The organism is Mesorhizobium sp. 1M-11 (genome assembly GCF_001303895.1).
In the GTDB taxonomy this organism is placed as follows: domain Bacteria; phylum Pseudomonadota; class Alphaproteobacteria; order Rhizobiales; family Rhizobiaceae; genus Mesorhizobium.
In genome coordinates this window covers 309962-325748 of the sequence record NZ_LJSD01000001.1, presented here as the reverse complement: position 1 = coordinate 325748, position 15787 = coordinate 309962, and the positions used below count along the sequence as shown (strand labels likewise).

Below are 15787 nucleotides of genomic sequence, written 5' to 3'. Positions count from 1 at the left end.
GACCGCCGCCAGCCACTGGCGTGCACGGCTCCAACCTCAACTCGGGAAGAAATCATGAAACCGACCCCAGCCGAAATCCTTCGCGAATATGGTCCTTTTTCGAGCGACGTGCATGGCGTGACCTTCGATGGCGAGAATGTGTGGTTCGCCACCGGCGACAAGCTGAATGTGCTTGATCCCAAAAGCGGTGAGCCTGTTCGCAGCATCGACATGGTCGCACATGCCGGCACCGCCTTCGACGGCGAGAATATCTACCAGATCGCCGAGAGCCAGATCCACAAGATCGATCCGAAAACCGGAAAGGTGCTTTCCACGATTCCGGCGCCGGGGAATGGCGGTGATTCCGGGCTTGCCTGGGCGGAAGGTTCGCTCTGGGTCGGCGAATATCGCGCCCAGAAAATACACCAGGTCGACCCTGGCACCGGCAAGATTCTGCGTTCGATCGATTCCAACCGCTTCGTCACCGGCGTGACATGGGTGGACGGCGAACTGTGGCACGGGACCTGGCAGGGCGACGAAAGCGAATTGCGGCGGATCGATCCGCGCACCGGTGAGGTGCTCGAGGAGTTGACCATGCCGGACGGAACCGGTGTCTCCGGGCTCGAATCCGATGGCGGTGACATGTTCTTCTGCGGTGGCGGCAAGAGTGGCAAGCTCAGGACTGTACGCCGGCCGCGGCGCGACATTGCGGCACAGCCGGCCTGAAGGCGCAACCTTTCGACCTCCGGCCCGTTTCTTCCGTAGCCAATCTGCCTTGTTGATTGGTTCCGTGCCGGCGCATGGACGCGATCATGCCTTGATAGCGCCATGTGCTTGGTTCTAAGAGGGGCACATGTCGATTTGGGACCGTATCGGCGATTTCATCGCCCGCATTTCAGCCTCCGCCTCGGCCGGCATCGCCGAGGTGGTCGAGGCTGTGCGCACGGTCTTTTCCGGTGACGCCGAGCTGCGCCGCCGGGTTTCCTTCTCGATCGCGATGATCGCGCTTTCGGCCAAGATGGCGAAGGCGGACGGTGTCGTCACGCAGGACGAGATCCGTGCTTTCCGCGAAATCTTCGAAGTGCCGCCGGAAGAAACGCACAACGTCGCGCGCCTCTACGATCTGGCCAAGCAGGATGTCGCCGGTTTCGAGGCGTATGCCGAAAAGCTCGCCAATCTATGCGGTTCTGGCCATGCCAACTGCATGATGCTGGAGGACATTCTTGACGGTCTCTTCCACATTGCCACCGCCGATGGCGTCCTGCATGAACGGGAAGGGCAGTTCCTGCATCGGGTTTCCGAAATCTTCCGGATCGAGGAGTCGCACTACAAGACGATCCTCGCCCGCCACGTGCACCTGGGAGCGGATGATCCCTACGTCGTGCTTGGCATAGAGCGGGGGCGGCCGTTCGATGAAGTGAAGAAGCGTTACCGCAAGCTGGTCGCCGAGAACCATCCGGACAAGGTCATCGCACGCGGCCTGCCGCAGGAATTTATCAAGATCGCCACGACGCGTGTTGCCGCGATCAATGCGGCGTATGAGATGATCGAACGGGATCTTGCCCCGGCATGAGCGGCTTCTCGCCTGATCATGCCGGAGCCGAGGTCAGGGTGTCGCCGAATTTCGGGCCGCGTCGCGGTCCGTTCCATCCCGACATGGTCGTGCTACACTATACCGGCATGGAAACCGGAGCGGGCGCCGAAGCCTGGCTGTGCAATCCCGCCAGTGAGGTTTCCGCGCATTATCTCGTGCATGAGGATGGTCGTATCGTGCAGATGGTGCGCGAGAGCGACCGCGCCTGGCATGCCGGCAAGAGCTCGTGGCGTGGCCAAACCGACCTCAACTCGGCCTCCGTGGGCATCGAGATCGTCAATCCCGGCCATACGCTGGGATATAGGCCCTTTCCGAAGCGCCAGATCGAGGCGGTGATCGCCCTTGCCGCCGACATTGTGGCGCGCCACGGCATCGCGACGGAGCGGATTCTGGCTCATTCGGATGTGGCACCCGGTCGCAAGGTCGATCCCGGCGAAAAATTTCCTTGGAAGGTGCTGCACGCCGCAGGCATCGGCCATCTCGTATCCGCATCGCCGATCCGGCGAGGACCGGTTTTGCAGGAAGGTGATGCGGGGCAGGATGTCGAGGAATTGCAATCCCTGCTTGCGATATATGGCTATGGGATTGAAATCACGGGTGTTTTCGATCCGCTGACGCGTATTGTCGTCGAAGCCTTCCAGCGCCATTTCCGGCCGCGCCTGATTGATGGAATTGCAGACAAGTCGACGATCAGGACGTTGCGGCGCCTGATTGCTTCCGCGACTGCAAGTCTTGGCTGACCAGTTTACTCTCCTGTTCAATATTACATTCTGTAACATGAATTGAATTGCGCGGCCTTCATTGCCGCCAAATCCGGTTTCAAACGCAAATCCACACCGATGCAGGACAAATGCCAGTCTAGTCCGGCATTCATCGTAGGATGCTGCGCGAAGTTCTTCGCGTGGCCAAGAAAAACAGGACCACATGCAGAAACCGTTCATTGTAGCGGCAGCTGTTGCTGCCGGCGTGATTTCTTTTGCCTTCGCTTCGCAGGAAAGCGTCGCCGCTAGTCTGAGAGTCGACCAGGGCACTCCGGTCGCGACGCAGGCCGCGGCCGCAACGCCGGCCAAGAAGATGACCAAGACCACGAAAACCGTGACAACCGGCAAGAAGGCCAAGGCTGCAAAAGCAGCCAAGGTTGCGTCGACCGTCAAAATCTCCAAGGCAACCGCAAGTGCCAAGACGGCAGCCGAGCCTTGCCCCTATCTGTTCGGTTGTTCAAAGGACGCCAAGACCGCAACGAACGTGAAGCCCGGCAAAGTCACCAAGCTGGCCAAGACCGAGAGCAAGACCAAGATCGCTACCAAGGCCAGGACCAAGACCAAGGTAACCTACGATACGGTCACCACCGCCTCGATCACGTCAGGCGCCGTCAAGCCGAGCTTGGCTCCAAGCGCCGGCACACGTTATTCCACCATCGTGTCGCGCTATGCCTCCGCCTATGGCGTGCCGGTGTCGCTTGCGCATGCGGTGATCAAGATCGAAAGCAACTACCGGCCAGGCATGGTTGGCCGCGCCGGCGAGATCGGCCTGATGCAGATCAAGCCAGCCACCGCGCGCATGATGGGGTACAGCGGTTCGGCCCAGGGGCTGCACAATCCCGAGACCAACATCAAATACGGCATGAAGTATCTCGGAATGGCCCGTGAACTCGGCGGCGGCAGCACATGCGGCACCATCCTCAAATACAATGCCGGCCATGGTGCCACGCGCATGAACCCGACTTCTTCCGCCTATTGCCGCAAGGTGGTGGCGCAGATCGGCAGCGCCGGTTGATCGCCACAAGGTAGTCGGCCAGCTTGCTCTTGCCTTTTTGGCCGCGAACGCCTTTATACGCCTGCCAGCCGGCCGGGCGGCCGCACCAGCGAGAGTCGAAAGGCTGCGGGTGAGGAAAGTCCGGGCTCCATGGAGACACGGTGCCGGCTAACGGCCGGCGGGGGCGACCCCAGGGAAAGTGCCACAGAAAGCAAACCGCCGCGGTTTCCGCGGTAAGGGTGAAAGGGTGGGGTAAGAGCCCACCGCGCGACCGGCAACGGAAGCGGCAGGGCAAACCCCACCGGGAGCAAAACCGAATAGGGGCGGTGCGAGGGGAAACCCTCAGGGCTGTTTCCGGCCCACCGCCCGGGTAGGTTGCGTGAGGCGCATGGCAACATGCGCCCAAGATGAATGGCCGCCACGTTCCCGCTCCGCAAGGAGCGGGGGCCATACAGAACCCGGCTTACAGGCCGGCTGGCATTTTTCTTCTGAAATTCAGTGGCTTCGCGCAACCGGCGTGGAGTTTGATTCAAGTTGTTGTTGCGTTGATTCAGCAACCGGGATCTGCCCGTTCAATCCTGGAGCTGGAGTGGTCCTTAGGACTGAAGTCGGTCCAGCGAAGCCTTGATTGCAGCCCATAGTTCTTCCGCCGGCTCGCAGCCCACGGCCAGCCGCACGAAGCCGGGAGGAACGGCATCGCCGCGCTTGGTGCGGCGTTCGGCCGAGGTATGTACGCCACCAAAGGAGGTGGCGGCCGCCATCAATTCGCAGCCGTTGATGAAACCCTCTGCCTCATCTTCGGAACCCAGATCGAAGCTGATCAGGAAACCGAAGCGCTCCATCTGACTGCTGGCAAGGTTGTGCGAGGGATCGCCTTGCAGCCCCGGGAAGCGGATCGACTTGACCGCCGGATGTGCCCTGATCCGGGGCGCAATGAGCTCGGCGGTTTTGCACATGCGGTCGAAGCGCACCTCCAGCGTTTCCAGGCCGCGATGCAGCAGCCAGGCGTCGAAAGGGCTGGGTATGCTGCCCGAGGTGGTGCGCCATTCCTTCACCGCCGCCATAATGTCCGTGTCGCGGCAGGCGACATGGCCAGCCAGCACATCGGAATGGCCGTTCGGCGCCTTGGTGTCGGCGGCAACGACGACGTCTGCGCCAAGATCGAGAGGGCGCTGACCGAAAGGCGTCATTGTGGTGTTGTCGACGACGAGCAGCCCGCCAGCCCTGTGGATCGCCTCTGCGGCGGCTGTAATGTCGCAGATGTCCAAGGTTGGGTTGGACGGGCTTTCCACGAAGACCAGCCGGTAGCGGTCGAAGCCGCCGTCAAGGAACGAGGCGGTTGGTCGCGTGTCGAAACTCACGCCGAAAGCGCCAAGGAATCGGTCTGCCAGGATGCGCGTGGTGTGATAGCCATCGGACGGCAGCAGGATACGGTCGCCTGCTTTCAAAAGCGCGAAAAACACGGCGGAGATCGCGGCCATCCCGGAAGGGAAGGCGAGGACTGGCGCGTTTTCCAGGCGCGACAACATCTCTTCCGTCCCGTCCCAGGTCGGGTTGGAGAAGCGGCCATACTGATGGAAGCCTGTCGAATCCCCAGGCGCATGGAAGATCGATGCCATCGTCAGCGGCAATGGGATGGCGTCTCCCCTGGAGAGGCCCTCGCGCCTCAAATGAAGGAGCCCGGCGGCACGGGAGGAGGCGGTTTCGGACATGGCGGATCTCGGAGTCGGAGAACGTGTGGAGGCTGGGATCAGCATGCTCCGGAGAGCAATCGGGACGCTAGGCCCAGCGGTTGGTCGGGGCAAGAGCCAAGCCCGCTTTAAACACTTCGTTAGGCTTAATGGAGGATAAACGCGGCAGTGCCCGTAATCTCGCCTTCGAAGGGGTCTGTGAAGCCTGTTCCCGTTGACGCCCATGATGCCCCATGATATCCCATTCCGCTAATCAAGCCTTCGTTTCGTGTCAGGGTGAAGCGTACGCCGAACGGCCGGTCGCGGCGGCTGTGCGTTCGTCGATTTTCGCTTTGTTCGAGGCTCAAGGTCTGAGGAAGGGGTCGTGCCGCGGCGGCATGGCTACGAGGAAGTCGGAGGGTGCGGCGGCGCAAGCTGCCGCGATGCGTCATGGACCGTTTTCTATCAAATGCGGTGAATCGGATCGACGCCAAGGGGCGCGTCTCCGTGCCGGCGCATTTCCGCACGGTTCTGCAGAAACGCGGCTATTCGGAACTTTACGCACTGCGCTGCCTGGATCAGGCGGCGATGGATGTCGGCGGACTCGATCTGCTCGATCGCTACGAGCAGCGTATCGCGCAGGAGGATCCGTTCCAGCAGACTGCGGACGATATGTCTTTCTTTTGCCATGGCGACGGCACCTTCCTGAAGCTGGACCAGGATGGGCGCGTCATGTTGACCGATTTCATTCGCGAACATACCGGCATAACAACCGAGGTGGCCTTCGTGGGGAGGGGCAGTTTTTTCCAGATATGGGAGCCGGCACGGCTGGCCGCCTATGGTGCGGCGGCACGGGTCAGGCTCTTGCATCTTCGGCAGGGGACGAAGCCAGGGGAGCGGCCGGAATGACGGCGGGCCACGGCGATGATTTCCACGCCGATGGCGGACCGGCCCGCCACATTCCGGTCCTCCTCGCCGAGGTTCTGAATGCGCTTGCGCTACAGCCGGGCGATACCATCATCGACGGCACCTTCGGTGCCGGCGGCTATACGAAGGCGATCCTGGGGAGCGGTGCGTCCGTCATCGGTGTCGATCGCGATCCGGATGCCATCGCTGCCGGCAAGGCGTTGGAACAGGAAGCGGACGGGCGATTGAAACTGGTGCATGCGCCATTCTCGACGCTGGATCAGCATGCGGAGGCGGTCGACGGCGTCGTGCTCGACATCGGCGTTTCCTCCATGCAGCTCGACCAGGCCGAACGCGGCTTTTCCTTTCGTTTCGACGGTCCGCTCGACATGCGCATGGCGCAGGCCGGTGTGAGCGCTGCCGATGTCGTCAACACTTTCAAATCAGGCGACCTTGCCCGTATTTTCGGTTTCCTTGGCGAGGAACGGCATTCCGGTCGCATCGCGCGCATGATCGAAGCGCGACGAGTCAAGAAGCCGTTCGAGCGTACACTCGATCTGGCCGATGCCATCGAAACCCATATCGGCCGCAAGCCGGGCGACAAGATCCATCCGGCGACACGCGTCTTCCAGGCGCTGCGCATTTTCGTCAATGACGAGCTGGGCGAGCTGGCAAAGGCGTTGCTTGCAGCCGAGCGCGTGCTGAAACCCGGTGGTCGGCTGGTTGTCGTGACCTTCCATTCGCTCGAGGACCGCATCGTCAAGCGCTTCATCGCCGATCGTTCCGAGCAGGCGGCAGGCTCGCGCCACATGCCGGAGACGCAGGTGCGCACCGCAACCTTCCGCAAGCAAGGTGGTGGTGTGACTGCCGGCGAGGCGGAACTCGCCATCAACCCGCGCGCGCGTTCGGCTCGGCTGCGCGCCGCGATCCGTACCGAAGCGCCGGCTCGCGCCGGTGATCTTGCCCAGTTCGGTCTTCCCAAGCTTCCCGGCGTCACACTGCCGGGCGAGAGGTGAACACGTGTTCCGTACCAGTGACATCATCCTGATCGCCGTGATGGTCTCGGCCGCTGCCATGACCTACAAGATCAAGCGCGATGCCGAAGTGCAGCAGGCTGCTGTCTACAAGATCCAGGCGCAGATCCGCACCGAGGAAGACACGATCGACCTGCTCAGGGCCGACTGGAGCCTGCTGACGCAACCGTCGCGGCTGCAGCGGCTCTCCGATCTCTACAAGGATCAGCTCGGCCTGCAGACGGCCGATGCGCGCCAGATCGTGCGGTTGGACGAATTGCCCGAGAAGCCGCCCCTGACCATCGAAGACATCATGGCGGATAATGGCGCGCCGGGCGTCGACAAGGAAAAGACCGCCTCGATCACCAAGGACAAGGGTGCCGAGAAGGCGAAGGCTGCCAGCAAGGCCAAGGTGGGTGACAAGAAGCCGGCCGTGGCGGCTGCCAAGCCGAAGCCGGCGGTCAAGGACAAGCTTGCAAGCAACGCCAGGGTCGCGGTCGCCGACAAGATCGCGCAACAGATCGAGGATGGAGCTGACGAATGATCGGCGTTCTCAACAAGCTCCTGAAACGCTCGCGGCGCGGCGAGGACGGTTCGATCGTACTGGACAGCGCGCGCAAGGCGACCGGCGGCAAGACCCGCACCCGCGTGGTCATGACGATGGCCGTGTTCCTTGGAATTTATGTCGCTATCACCGGCCGGCTGGTGTGGTTCGGCTTCCAGGGACCGACGGATTCCGGCCCGCCGCCGAGCCGCGTCACCGCCTCGCGGCCCGACATCGTCGACCGCAACGGCGAGGTTTTGGCGACTGACATCAAGACCTCCTCATTGTTCGCAGAACCTCGCCACATCGTCGATGCCGACGAGGCGATCGAGAAGCTGGCTACGGTGCTGCCGGAAATCGATTATGAGCAGACCTACAAGAAGCTGAAGAGCGGTGCCGGTTTCGTGTGGCTGCAGCGCCAGCTGACGCCAAAGCAGCAGTCCGAGATCATGCAGCTGGGCGTTCCGGGCATCGGCTTCCGCACGGAGAAGCGCCGTTTCTATCCAGCGGGTGAGACCGCGTCCTACATCGTTGGCCTGACCAATATCGACAATCAGGGCATCTCCGGCATGGAGAAGTATATCGACGACCAGGGCCTGGCCGATCTGCAGCTGTCCGGCCTTGCCGTCGCCAGGGACCTGAAGCCGGTCAAGCTGTCGATCGACCTGCGCGTGCAGCACATCGTGCGCAACGAGGTCGCCGATGCGATGCAGCGATATCATGCGATTGCCGCCGGCGGCGTCGTGCTCAACGTCAAGACCGGCGAAGTGGTCGCCATGGCTTCGGTGCCGGACTTCGACCCGAACAATCCGTACAACGCGCAGGACAAAGATCGCCTGAACCGGATGTCGGCCGGTCTGTATGAAATGGGTTCGACCTTCAAGAGCTTCACCACCGCCATGGCGCTGGATTCCGGCAAGGTGACGCTGGAATCGAAATTCGATGCCTCGCGGCCCATCACCATCGGTCGCCAGACCATTCGTGACTTCCACGGCAAGGGTCGCGTGCTGAGCGTGCCGGAAGTGTTCATCTATTCGTCCAACATCGGCTCGGCCAAGGAGGCCGACGTGGTCGGCATCGAAGGCCACCGCGAATTTCTGCATCGCCTGGGCGTACTGGAGAAGATGAAGACGGAGCTGCCCGAAGTGGCAAAGCCGACCGAACCGAAAGTGTGGAAGAAGGTGCATTCAATCACCGCCGCCTTCGGCCATGGCGTTTCGACGACGCCGCTGCAGACAGCGGTGGGCTGTGCGGCGCTGATGAATGGCGGCTTCCTGATCGAGCCGACCTTCCTGACCCGCACCGCCGATCAGGCGATGGAGGTCGCCAAGCGGGTGGTCAGCGAGAAGACTGTGGAAGGCATGCGCTATCTCTATACGCTGAACGCCGAAAAAGGCTCCGGCAAGAACGCTCGCGTGCCTGGCTATCGTGTCGGCGGCAAGACCGGTACGGCCGAAAAGGTCATCAACGGTCGCTACTCCAAGGATGTTCGCTTCAATGCCTTCGTGGCGGCGTTCCCGATGGACGATCCACAATATATCGTGCTGACCATTATCGACGAGCCGAAGCCGGAAATGCCCGGCCGTGGTGCTACTGCCGGCTCCAATGCCGCGCCGATGGTGGCCAACATCATTCGCCGCTCGGCACCCATGCTTGGCGTGAAGCCAGATTTCGGCCAAGAAAATGCTGCAACGCTGGTGTCCTACTGAGTGATTCTTTTTGGCGCGCCGGCCAAAGCGCGCCGTTTTGTTAGATGACTGGGGATCGATGAAGCTTAGAGATTTAGCCGGTATCCTGCCTGTCGAGGCTTCCTCCGACATCGCGGTGACCGGCATCACGTCGGATTCGCGGCAAGTGCAGCCAGGCGATCTGTTCTTTGCCCTTGTTGGCACCAAGGCAGATGGTGCGGCCTATGCGGCTGAAGCCGCAAAACGCGGTGCCAGCGCTATCGTCGCCGCAAAGGGTGCCGGCATCTCAGATCTCGGTATTCCGGTTCTTTTCGCCAACGATCCCCGTCACGCACTCGCGCTCGCTGCCGCGCGCTTCTTCGACCGTCAGCCCGCGACGATGGTCGCCGTCACCGGCACCAGCGGCAAAACCTCGGTTGCGGCTTTCACGCGCCAGATCTGGGAACATGCCGGCTTTGCCGCCGCTTCGATCGGCACCACCGGCGTGGTCGCGCCGGGGCGCAATGATTACGGCTCGCTGACGACGCCGGATCCGGTCGCGCTTCACAGGCTGCTCAAGGAACTCGCCGACGCCGGTGTCACGCACGCGTCGATGGAGGCCTCCAGCCATGGCCTGGATCAGCGTCGTCTGGACGGCGTCAAACTCGCAGCCGGCGCTTTCACCAATCTCGGCCGCGACCACATGGACTATCATCCGACCGTCGAGGAATATCACCAGGCCAAGCTGCGCCTGTTCGACGCGCTTCTGCCCAAGGGCGCTCCGGCCGTGATCTTCGCCGACGATCCGTGGTCGGAGCCGACGATCGCCGCTGCCAACGCGGCCGGACTTTCGGTGCTGACGGTCGGTCGTCATGGCAATTTCCTCGAACTCAAGCGCGTCGAGCACGAGCGCCACCGCCAGCGCGCGGAAATCATGGCCGACGGCGCCATCTACGAGATCGACCTGCCACTGGCGGGCGACTTCCAGATTTACAATGCCCTGGTCTCCGCCGGCCTGGCGATCGCCACGGGAACACCTGCCGCCAAGGCTTTGACGGCGCTGGAGAAACTGAAGGGTGCACCGGGACGGCTCGATCTCGTTGGCACCACGACGGCTGGCGCCCCGGTTTATGTCGACTATGCCCACAAGCCGGACGCGCTGGAGAATGTGCTGGCCTCCGTGCGTCCCTTCACCACTGGCCGCGTGCTGGTGGTGTTCGGCTGCGGTGGCGACCGCGATCGTGGCAAGCGTCCGATCATGGGCGAGATCGCCACACGGCTGGCTGACGTCGTCATCGTCACCGACGACAATCCCCGCTCGGAAGTGCCGGAGGAAATCCGTGCCGCCATTCTCGCCGCCGCGCCCGGCGCCATCGAAATCGGTGACCGTCGCGAGGCGATACACGAGGCGGTCGCCATGCTTCATGCCGGCGACACGCTGATCGTGGCCGGCAAAGGCCACGAAGAGGGCCAGACGGTTGGCTCGCAGACCCTGCCGTTCTCCGATCATGAGGAAGTGCGTGTCGCGCTCAGGGAGCGTGCCGCATGAGTCATCTCTGGACCGCCGATGCCCTTGTCGCCGCCGTTGGCGGTCGCCCGTTCGGCAATATGCCGGAAAGCATCAGCGGCATCTCCATCGACAGCCGCAGCTTGCAGCCTGGCGAAGCCTTCTTCGCCATCACGGGCGAAACGATGGACGGGCATGATTTCGCCACGGCTGCCATCAAGGCAGGTGCAGGGGTGCTGGTGGTCGCGGAAGGCAAGCTGCCGGCGCTCGGCCGATTGACCGCGCCAATGATCGTGGTGCCCGATGTGCTTGTCGCCCTGGAAAAGCTGGGCATCGCATCCCGCACGCGTTCGCGTGCCAGAATCATCGCAGTGACCGGTTCGGTCGGCAAGACTTCGACCAAGGAAGCGCTGCGCCACGTACTCTCCGCCGTCGGCAAGGTTCACGCATCGGCCGCCTCGTTCAACAACCATTGGGGCGTGCCGCTGACGCTGGCGCGCATGCCGCAAGACACGGACTATGGCGTGTTCGAAATCGGCATGAACCACCCGGATGAAATCCGTCCGCTGGTGAAGATGGTGCGGCCGCATGTGGCCATCATCACCGTGATTGCCGCTGCCCATCTCGGCTTCTTCCGCAACCTGGACGAGATCGCCCGCGCCAAGGCGGAGATATTCGAGGGATTGGAGCCGGAGGGTGCCGCGCTGCTCAACCGCGACGACCCGCGCTCGACGCTGCTCGCCAAACTGGCGCGGCAGGCCGGCGTGGCCCATGTCTTTGGCTTCGGTGAAGTGCAGCGCTCGACCTACCGCATGATCGACTGTGTGGTCGAAGCAGATCATTCAATCATTACTGCCAAGATCGCCGGCAAGGAGCTTGTTGCGCGTGTTGGTGCGCCCGGTCGCCATATGGCACAGAACGCGCTCGCCGTGCTGGGCGCCGCCCATCTGGTTGGCGCCGAGGTGGCGCGGGTGGCGGAGGCGCTCGCCGATCTTTCCGCAGCGCCCGGTCGTGGCGCGCGCCATATCCTTTCGCTTTCGGATGGTCGGTTCACACTGATCGATGAGAGCTACAACGCCAATCCGACCTCGATGAGGGCGGCGTTGACTTTGCTCAGGGACACACCGGTGGCCGAGGGAGGCCGACGCGTCGCCGTTCTGGGCGATATGCTGGAACTTGGAGCGCAGTCGCAGAAACTGCATGCGGGGCTTGCCGAACTGGTGACGGAGTCGGGCGCCGACATGGTGCTTCTGGCCGGGCCGGAGATGCAGGCGCTGGCCGATGCGCTTCCCGACGGCACGAACGTCACCTACCAGCCGACGACCGAGGCGTTGAAACCCTTGCTGCTCGGCGCTTTGCGGCCGGGCGATGTGGTGATGGTCAAGTCATCCAAAGGCATCGGCTTCGCAAAGCTGGTCGACACGCTCATCAAGACATTTCCGGCGCACGCCGCCGAAACGGAAATTTGAAGGTCCGGGGGACGAAAACGCATGTTCTGGCTTCTCGTCGACTTTGCCGACCGCGTCACGGTCTTCAACGTCTTCCGTTATATCACCTTCCGCACCGGTGGCGCGCTGATCACCGCGGCACTGATCGTCTTCATCTTTGGGCCGACGATCATCAACTCGCTGCGCGTGCGTCAGGGCAAGGGCCAGCCGATCCGCGCCGACGGACCGCAGACGCACTTCAAGAAGGCCGGCACGCCGACCATGGGCGGTCTGATGATCCTCACCGGCATCATCGGTTCCTCGCTTTTGTGGGCGAACCTTACCAGCATCTATGTCTGGGTCGTGCTGTTCGTAACACTCGGCTTTGGTGCCATCGGTTTCTATGACGACTATCTGAAGGTCACCAAGCAATCGCATCTCGGCTTTTCGGGAAAGGCACGCCTGGCGCTGGAATTCATCATCGCCGGCATCGCCGCATGGATCATCATGCGCAGCGGCCAACCTCCGTTTTCGTCCTCGCTCACCTTTCCGTTTTTCAAGGAATTGATCATCAATCTCGGTTTCTTCTTCATCCCATTCGCCGCTTTTGTGGTGGTGGGGGCAGGCAATGCGGTAAATCTGACCGACGGCCTGGACGGGCTCGCCATTGTGCCGATCATGATCGCGGCGGCCTCCTTCGGAGTCATCGCCTATCTGTCGGGCAACGCGGTGTTCGCCGAATATCTGCAGATCCATTTCGTGCCCGGTACAGGTGAACTGGCGGTGATCCTGGGTGCGGTCATTGGCGCCGGCCTAGGCTTTCTTTGGTTCAACGCACCGCCGGCGGCGATCTTCATGGGCGACACCGGTTCACTGGCGCTCGGCGGCCTGATCGGCACTGTTGCAGTTGCGGTCAAACACGAGATCGTCATGGCCATCATCGGTGGCTTGTTCGTGGTCGAGATCCTGTCGGTCATCATCCAGGTCGGCTATTTCAAGATGACGGGCAAGCGCGTGTTCCTGATGGCGCCGATCCATCATCATTTCGAAAAACTTGGCTGGACCGAGAGCCAGGTCGTCATCCGGTTCTGGATCATTGCCGTGATACTGGCGTTGATCGGCCTTTCCACCCTCAAATTGCGATAGGCGCCTGCATGATCCCGGCAACTTCCTTCGCAGACAAACGGGTTTCGCTGTTCGGGCTCGGCGGTTCGGGGATAGCCACGGCGCGCGCGCTGATCGAGGGTGGTGCCGAGGTTCTGGCCTGGGACGACAATCCGGAGAGCGTGGCCAAGGCGGGTGAACAAGGGATCGCGACGGGCGATCTGCGCGGCGCGGACTGGGCCGGCTTTTCATCCTTCGTGCTTTCGCCCGGCGTACCGCTGACCCACCCGAAGCCGCATTGGTCGGTAGAACTGGCACGTGCCGCCGGTGTTGAAGTGATCGGCGATGTCGAACTGTTTGCGCGCGAGCGCAATCGGCTTCAGGCGGACGCACCCTTTGTCGCCATCACCGGCACCAACGGCAAGTCGACGACGACAGCGCTGACGGCACATATCCTGAAGTCGGCCGGCCGCGATACGCAGATGGGCGGCAATATCGGCCGCGCTGTCATGACGCTCGATCCGCCGGTAACCGGCCGCCACTATGTGGTTGAATGTTCGTCCTACCAGATCGATCTGGCCCCTTCGATTAATCCGACCGCGGGCATCCTGCTCAACCTGACGCCGGATCATCTCGACCGGCACGGGACCATGCAGCATTACGCCGCGATCAAGGAGCGGCTGGTGGCTGGCTCGGAAACGGCGATCGTCGGCATCGACGATGCCTGGTGCGCTCAGATCGCGGATCGTCTCGAGCGTGCCGGCAAGGATGTCATCCGTATCTCCAAGCGGCTGCCGCTGACCGACGGCTATTTCGCCGACGGCACCAATCTGATGGAAGCCGTGCACGGGCGCTACAGCCGTATCGCTTTCCTGGAGGGCATCGGTTCGCTGCGCGGCCAGCACAATGCGCAGAACGCGCTGGCGGCTGTTACAGCTTGCCTGAAAGTCGGGCTGGAACTCGGCGAAATCCAGTCGGGATTGGAGAGCTTTCCAGGACTGGCGCATCGCATGGAGCAGGTTGCTCGCAAGGACCATGTGCTGTTCATCAACGATTCCAAAGCAACCAACGCGGATGCCGCGGCGCCGGCATTGTCATCCTTCCCGCGCATCTACTGGATCGCTGGCGGCCTGCCCAAGGAAGGGGGCATCGAACCGCTGCGCGGCTTCTTCCCGCGTATTGCCAAAGCCTATCTGATCGGTGAGGCGGCACCTGCCTTCTCGGCAACGCTCGGCGAGGCCGTACCTTACGAGATCGCAGGCACATTGGCCGCCGCTGTCGAGCGCGCTGCCGCGGAAGCGGCCAAGGATGAGAGCGGTGAGGCGGTGGTGCTTCTATCACCGGCTTGCGCCAGCTTTGACCAGTTCAAGAATTTCGAGCTGCGCGGCGAAGCCTTCAGGCAAGCCGTCGCTGCTATAGAGGGCGTGAAACCCATCGGAGGGACACGATAATGGCCGCCAGTCGTCTCGACAAAAGCCCGGTTGCAACCTGGTGGTGGACCATCGACCGATGGTTTCTTGCGGCGTTCCTGCTCTTGATGGGGCTGGGCATCGTTCTGTCCTTTGCGGCCAGCCCCGCTGTGGCGCAGCGTATCGGCCTGGGCCCGTTCTATTTCGCCACGCGCCAGATCATCTTCACCGTACCGGCGTTGTGCGTGATGTTGGGTGTTTCCTTCCTCGAGCCACGGCAGATACGGCGCATGTCCATCGTCATGCTGTGTATCATGCTGGTGCTGATGGTGGCGGTGCTCTATGTCGGCGTCGAAGTGAAAGGGGCCAGGCGCTGGATTTCGCTTGCCGGGGTTTCAATTCAGCCCTCCGAATTTCTCAAACCAGCCTTCGTGATCCTCTGTGCCTGGCTGTTCGCCGAGCACAAGCGGCATCCCGACATTCCGGGTAACGTGCTGGCAATGATCATGCTGGGGCTTGTCGTTGCGTTGTTGCTGGCGCAACCCGACTTTGGCCAAACCATGCTGGTTACCGGCACCTGGGGCATCATGTTCTTCATGGCCGGCCTGTCGTGGCTGTGGATCGTGGTGCTCGGTGCGCTCGGTGTCACCGGCGTGTTCGCCGCCTATACGATACTGCCGCACGTTGCTGGCCGTATCGATCGCTTCCTGACTGGCGAAGGCGACACCTATCAGGTCGACATGGGCAGGGAAGCGCTGATCAATGGTGGCTGGCTCGGCGTGGGGCCGGGCGAGGGCACGGTCAAGCGCGCGATCCCGGACAGTCACGCCGACTTCGTCTTTTCGGTGGCTGGCGAGGAATACGGGCTGATCATGTGTTTCTTCATCATGACCATCTTCGCCTTCATCGTGCTGCGCGGCCTCAATACCGCGTTGAAGGAACATGACGATTTCACCCGTTATGCCATTGGCGGCCTCGTCACTATTTTCGGCCTGCAGTCCACCATCAACATGGCGGTGAACCTGCAATTGATGCCGGCCAAAGGCATGACCCTGCCGTTCATTTCCTATGGCGGCTCCTCTCAGATCGCGATCGCCATATCGATGGGCATGGTGCTGGCACTTACCCGAAAGAAGCCCGAGAAGCGCAAGACGCTCGGCGGCCTGCAAGGCTATCAGCGCTTCCTGCCGGCGGAGTAATCGACGGAACGTC

13 protein-coding genes, 1 other RNA gene and 1 pseudogene are annotated in these 15787 nt (G+C 62.1%); 14 read left to right on the top strand and 1 reads right to left on the bottom strand.

Annotated elements, in window-relative coordinates; all coding sequences use genetic code 11:
* Positions 1-54 precede the first annotated feature (54 nt).
* From AO692_RS01505 to rnpB, 5 genes are all read left to right on the top strand, one after another.
* Positions 55-705 carry a PQQ-binding-like beta-propeller repeat protein gene (locus tag AO692_RS01505; RefSeq protein WP_054308252.1) on the top strand — a complete coding sequence of 217 codons (651 nt, stop codon included), beginning with the start codon at positions 55-57 and terminating at the stop codon, positions 703-705.
* Positions 706-832: 127 nt separating this feature from the next.
* Positions 833-1552, top strand: a complete 720-nt coding sequence (locus tag AO692_RS01500; RefSeq protein ID WP_054308251.1) for a DnaJ family molecular chaperone — start codon at positions 833-835, stop codon at positions 1550-1552.
* On the top strand, positions 1549-2313 hold the full coding sequence (locus AO692_RS01495; protein WP_054308250.1) for an N-acetylmuramoyl-L-alanine amidase: 765 nt from the start codon (positions 1549-1551) through the stop codon (positions 2311-2313). Before AO692_RS01500 ends, AO692_RS01495 begins: the two co-directional genes overlap by 4 nt.
* Before the next feature lie 184 nt (positions 2314-2497).
* Positions 2498-3349 carry a lytic transglycosylase domain-containing protein gene (locus AO692_RS01490; RefSeq protein WP_054308249.1) on the top strand — a complete coding sequence of 284 codons (852 nt, stop codon included), beginning with the start codon at positions 2498-2500 and terminating at the stop codon, positions 3347-3349.
* 64 nt (positions 3350-3413) lie between these two features.
* An RNA gene (gene rnpB, locus AO692_RS02460) (RNase P RNA component class A) lies at positions 3414-3810 on the top strand.
* Positions 3811-3924: 114 nt separating this feature from the next.
* Here rnpB and AO692_RS01485 read toward each other — a convergent pair.
* Entirely contained in the window at positions 3925-5040 is a 1116-nt protein-coding gene (locus AO692_RS01485; protein ID WP_054308248.1) for a cystathionine gamma-lyase, read from the bottom strand.
* A gap of 408 nt (positions 5041-5448) precedes the next feature.
* Here AO692_RS01485 and mraZ point away from each other — a divergent pair, with 408 nt between their 5' ends.
* The 9 genes and pseudogenes from mraZ to ftsW all read left to right on the top strand — a co-directional run bounded on the left by mraZ (position 5449) and on the right by ftsW (position 15774).
* On the top strand, positions 5449-5907 hold the full coding sequence (gene mraZ / locus AO692_RS01480) for a division/cell wall cluster transcriptional repressor MraZ (RefSeq protein ID WP_054308443.1): 459 nt from the start codon (positions 5449-5451) through the stop codon (positions 5905-5907).
* The gene (gene rsmH, locus AO692_RS01475) at positions 5904-6920 is read left to right on the top strand and encodes a 16S rRNA (cytosine(1402)-N(4))-methyltransferase RsmH (protein ID WP_054308247.1); all 1017 of its coding nucleotides are present in this window, start codon (positions 5904-5906) and stop codon (positions 6918-6920) included. The genes mraZ and rsmH overlap by 4 nt, the downstream gene beginning before the upstream one ends.
* A 4-nt stretch (positions 6921-6924) precedes the next feature.
* A pseudogene (locus AO692_RS01470) lies at positions 6925-7230 on the top strand (hypothetical protein); the annotation flags it as partial.
* Between the two features lie 227 nt (positions 7231-7457).
* Positions 7458-9170, top strand: coding sequence for a penicillin-binding protein 2 (locus AO692_RS01465; RefSeq protein ID WP_054308246.1), 1713 nt, complete (start codon positions 7458-7460; stop codon positions 9168-9170).
* Positions 9171-9228: 58 nt separating this feature from the next.
* Positions 9229-10677, top strand: coding sequence for a UDP-N-acetylmuramoyl-L-alanyl-D-glutamate--2,6-diaminopimelate ligase (locus tag AO692_RS01460; RefSeq protein WP_054308245.1), 1449 nt, complete (start codon positions 9229-9231; stop codon positions 10675-10677).
* A complete protein-coding gene (locus AO692_RS01455) occupies positions 10674-12104 on the top strand; it encodes a UDP-N-acetylmuramoylalanyl-D-glutamyl-2,6-diaminopimelate--D-alanyl-D-alanine ligase (RefSeq protein ID WP_054308244.1) in 1431 nt (476 codons plus the stop codon). Before AO692_RS01460 ends, AO692_RS01455 begins: the two co-directional genes overlap by 4 nt.
* A gap of 21 nt (positions 12105-12125) precedes the next feature.
* The gene (gene mraY / locus AO692_RS01450; RefSeq protein ID WP_054308243.1) at positions 12126-13208 is read left to right on the top strand and encodes a phospho-N-acetylmuramoyl-pentapeptide-transferase; all 1083 of its coding nucleotides are present in this window, start codon (positions 12126-12128) and stop codon (positions 13206-13208) included.
* 8 nt (positions 13209-13216) lie between these two features.
* Complete coding sequence (gene murD / locus AO692_RS01445; protein WP_054308242.1) at positions 13217-14617, top strand: UDP-N-acetylmuramoyl-L-alanine--D-glutamate ligase; 1401 nt, start codon at positions 13217-13219, stop codon at positions 14615-14617.
* Positions 14617-15774, top strand: a complete 1158-nt coding sequence (gene ftsW / locus AO692_RS01440) for a putative lipid II flippase FtsW (protein WP_054308241.1) — start codon at positions 14617-14619, stop codon at positions 15772-15774. The genes murD and ftsW overlap by 1 nt, the downstream gene beginning before the upstream one ends.
* Positions 15775-15787: the final 13 nt, after the last annotated feature.

Coding starts and splice junctions, on each gene's coding strand:
- AO692_RS01505 (WP_054308252.1), top strand. CDS start 55: ATGAAACCGACCCCAGCCGAAATCCTTCGCGAATATGGTCCTTTTTCG.
- AO692_RS01500 (WP_054308251.1), top strand. CDS start 833: ATGTCGATTTGGGACCGTATCGGCGATTTCATCGCCCGCATTTCAGCC.
- AO692_RS01495 (WP_054308250.1), top strand. CDS start 1,549: ATGAGCGGCTTCTCGCCTGATCATGCCGGAGCCGAGGTCAGGGTGTCG.
- AO692_RS01490 (WP_054308249.1), top strand. CDS start 2,498: ATGCAGAAACCGTTCATTGTAGCGGCAGCTGTTGCTGCCGGCGTGATT.
- AO692_RS01485 (WP_054308248.1), bottom strand. CDS start 5,040: ATGTCCGAAACCGCCTCCTCCCGTGCCGCCGGGCTCCTTCATTTGAGG.
- mraZ (WP_054308443.1), top strand. CDS start 5,449: ATGGACCGTTTTCTATCAAATGCGGTGAATCGGATCGACGCCAAGGGG.
- rsmH (WP_054308247.1), top strand. CDS start 5,904: ATGACGGCGGGCCACGGCGATGATTTCCACGCCGATGGCGGACCGGCC.
- AO692_RS01465 (WP_054308246.1), top strand. CDS start 7,458: ATGATCGGCGTTCTCAACAAGCTCCTGAAACGCTCGCGGCGCGGCGAG.
- AO692_RS01460 (WP_054308245.1), top strand. CDS start 9,229: ATGAAGCTTAGAGATTTAGCCGGTATCCTGCCTGTCGAGGCTTCCTCC.
- AO692_RS01455 (WP_054308244.1), top strand. CDS start 10,674: ATGAGTCATCTCTGGACCGCCGATGCCCTTGTCGCCGCCGTTGGCGGT.
- mraY (WP_054308243.1), top strand. CDS start 12,126: ATGTTCTGGCTTCTCGTCGACTTTGCCGACCGCGTCACGGTCTTCAAC.
- murD (WP_054308242.1), top strand. CDS start 13,217: ATGATCCCGGCAACTTCCTTCGCAGACAAACGGGTTTCGCTGTTCGGG.
- ftsW (WP_054308241.1), top strand. CDS start 14,617: ATGGCCGCCAGTCGTCTCGACAAAAGCCCGGTTGCAACCTGGTGGTGG.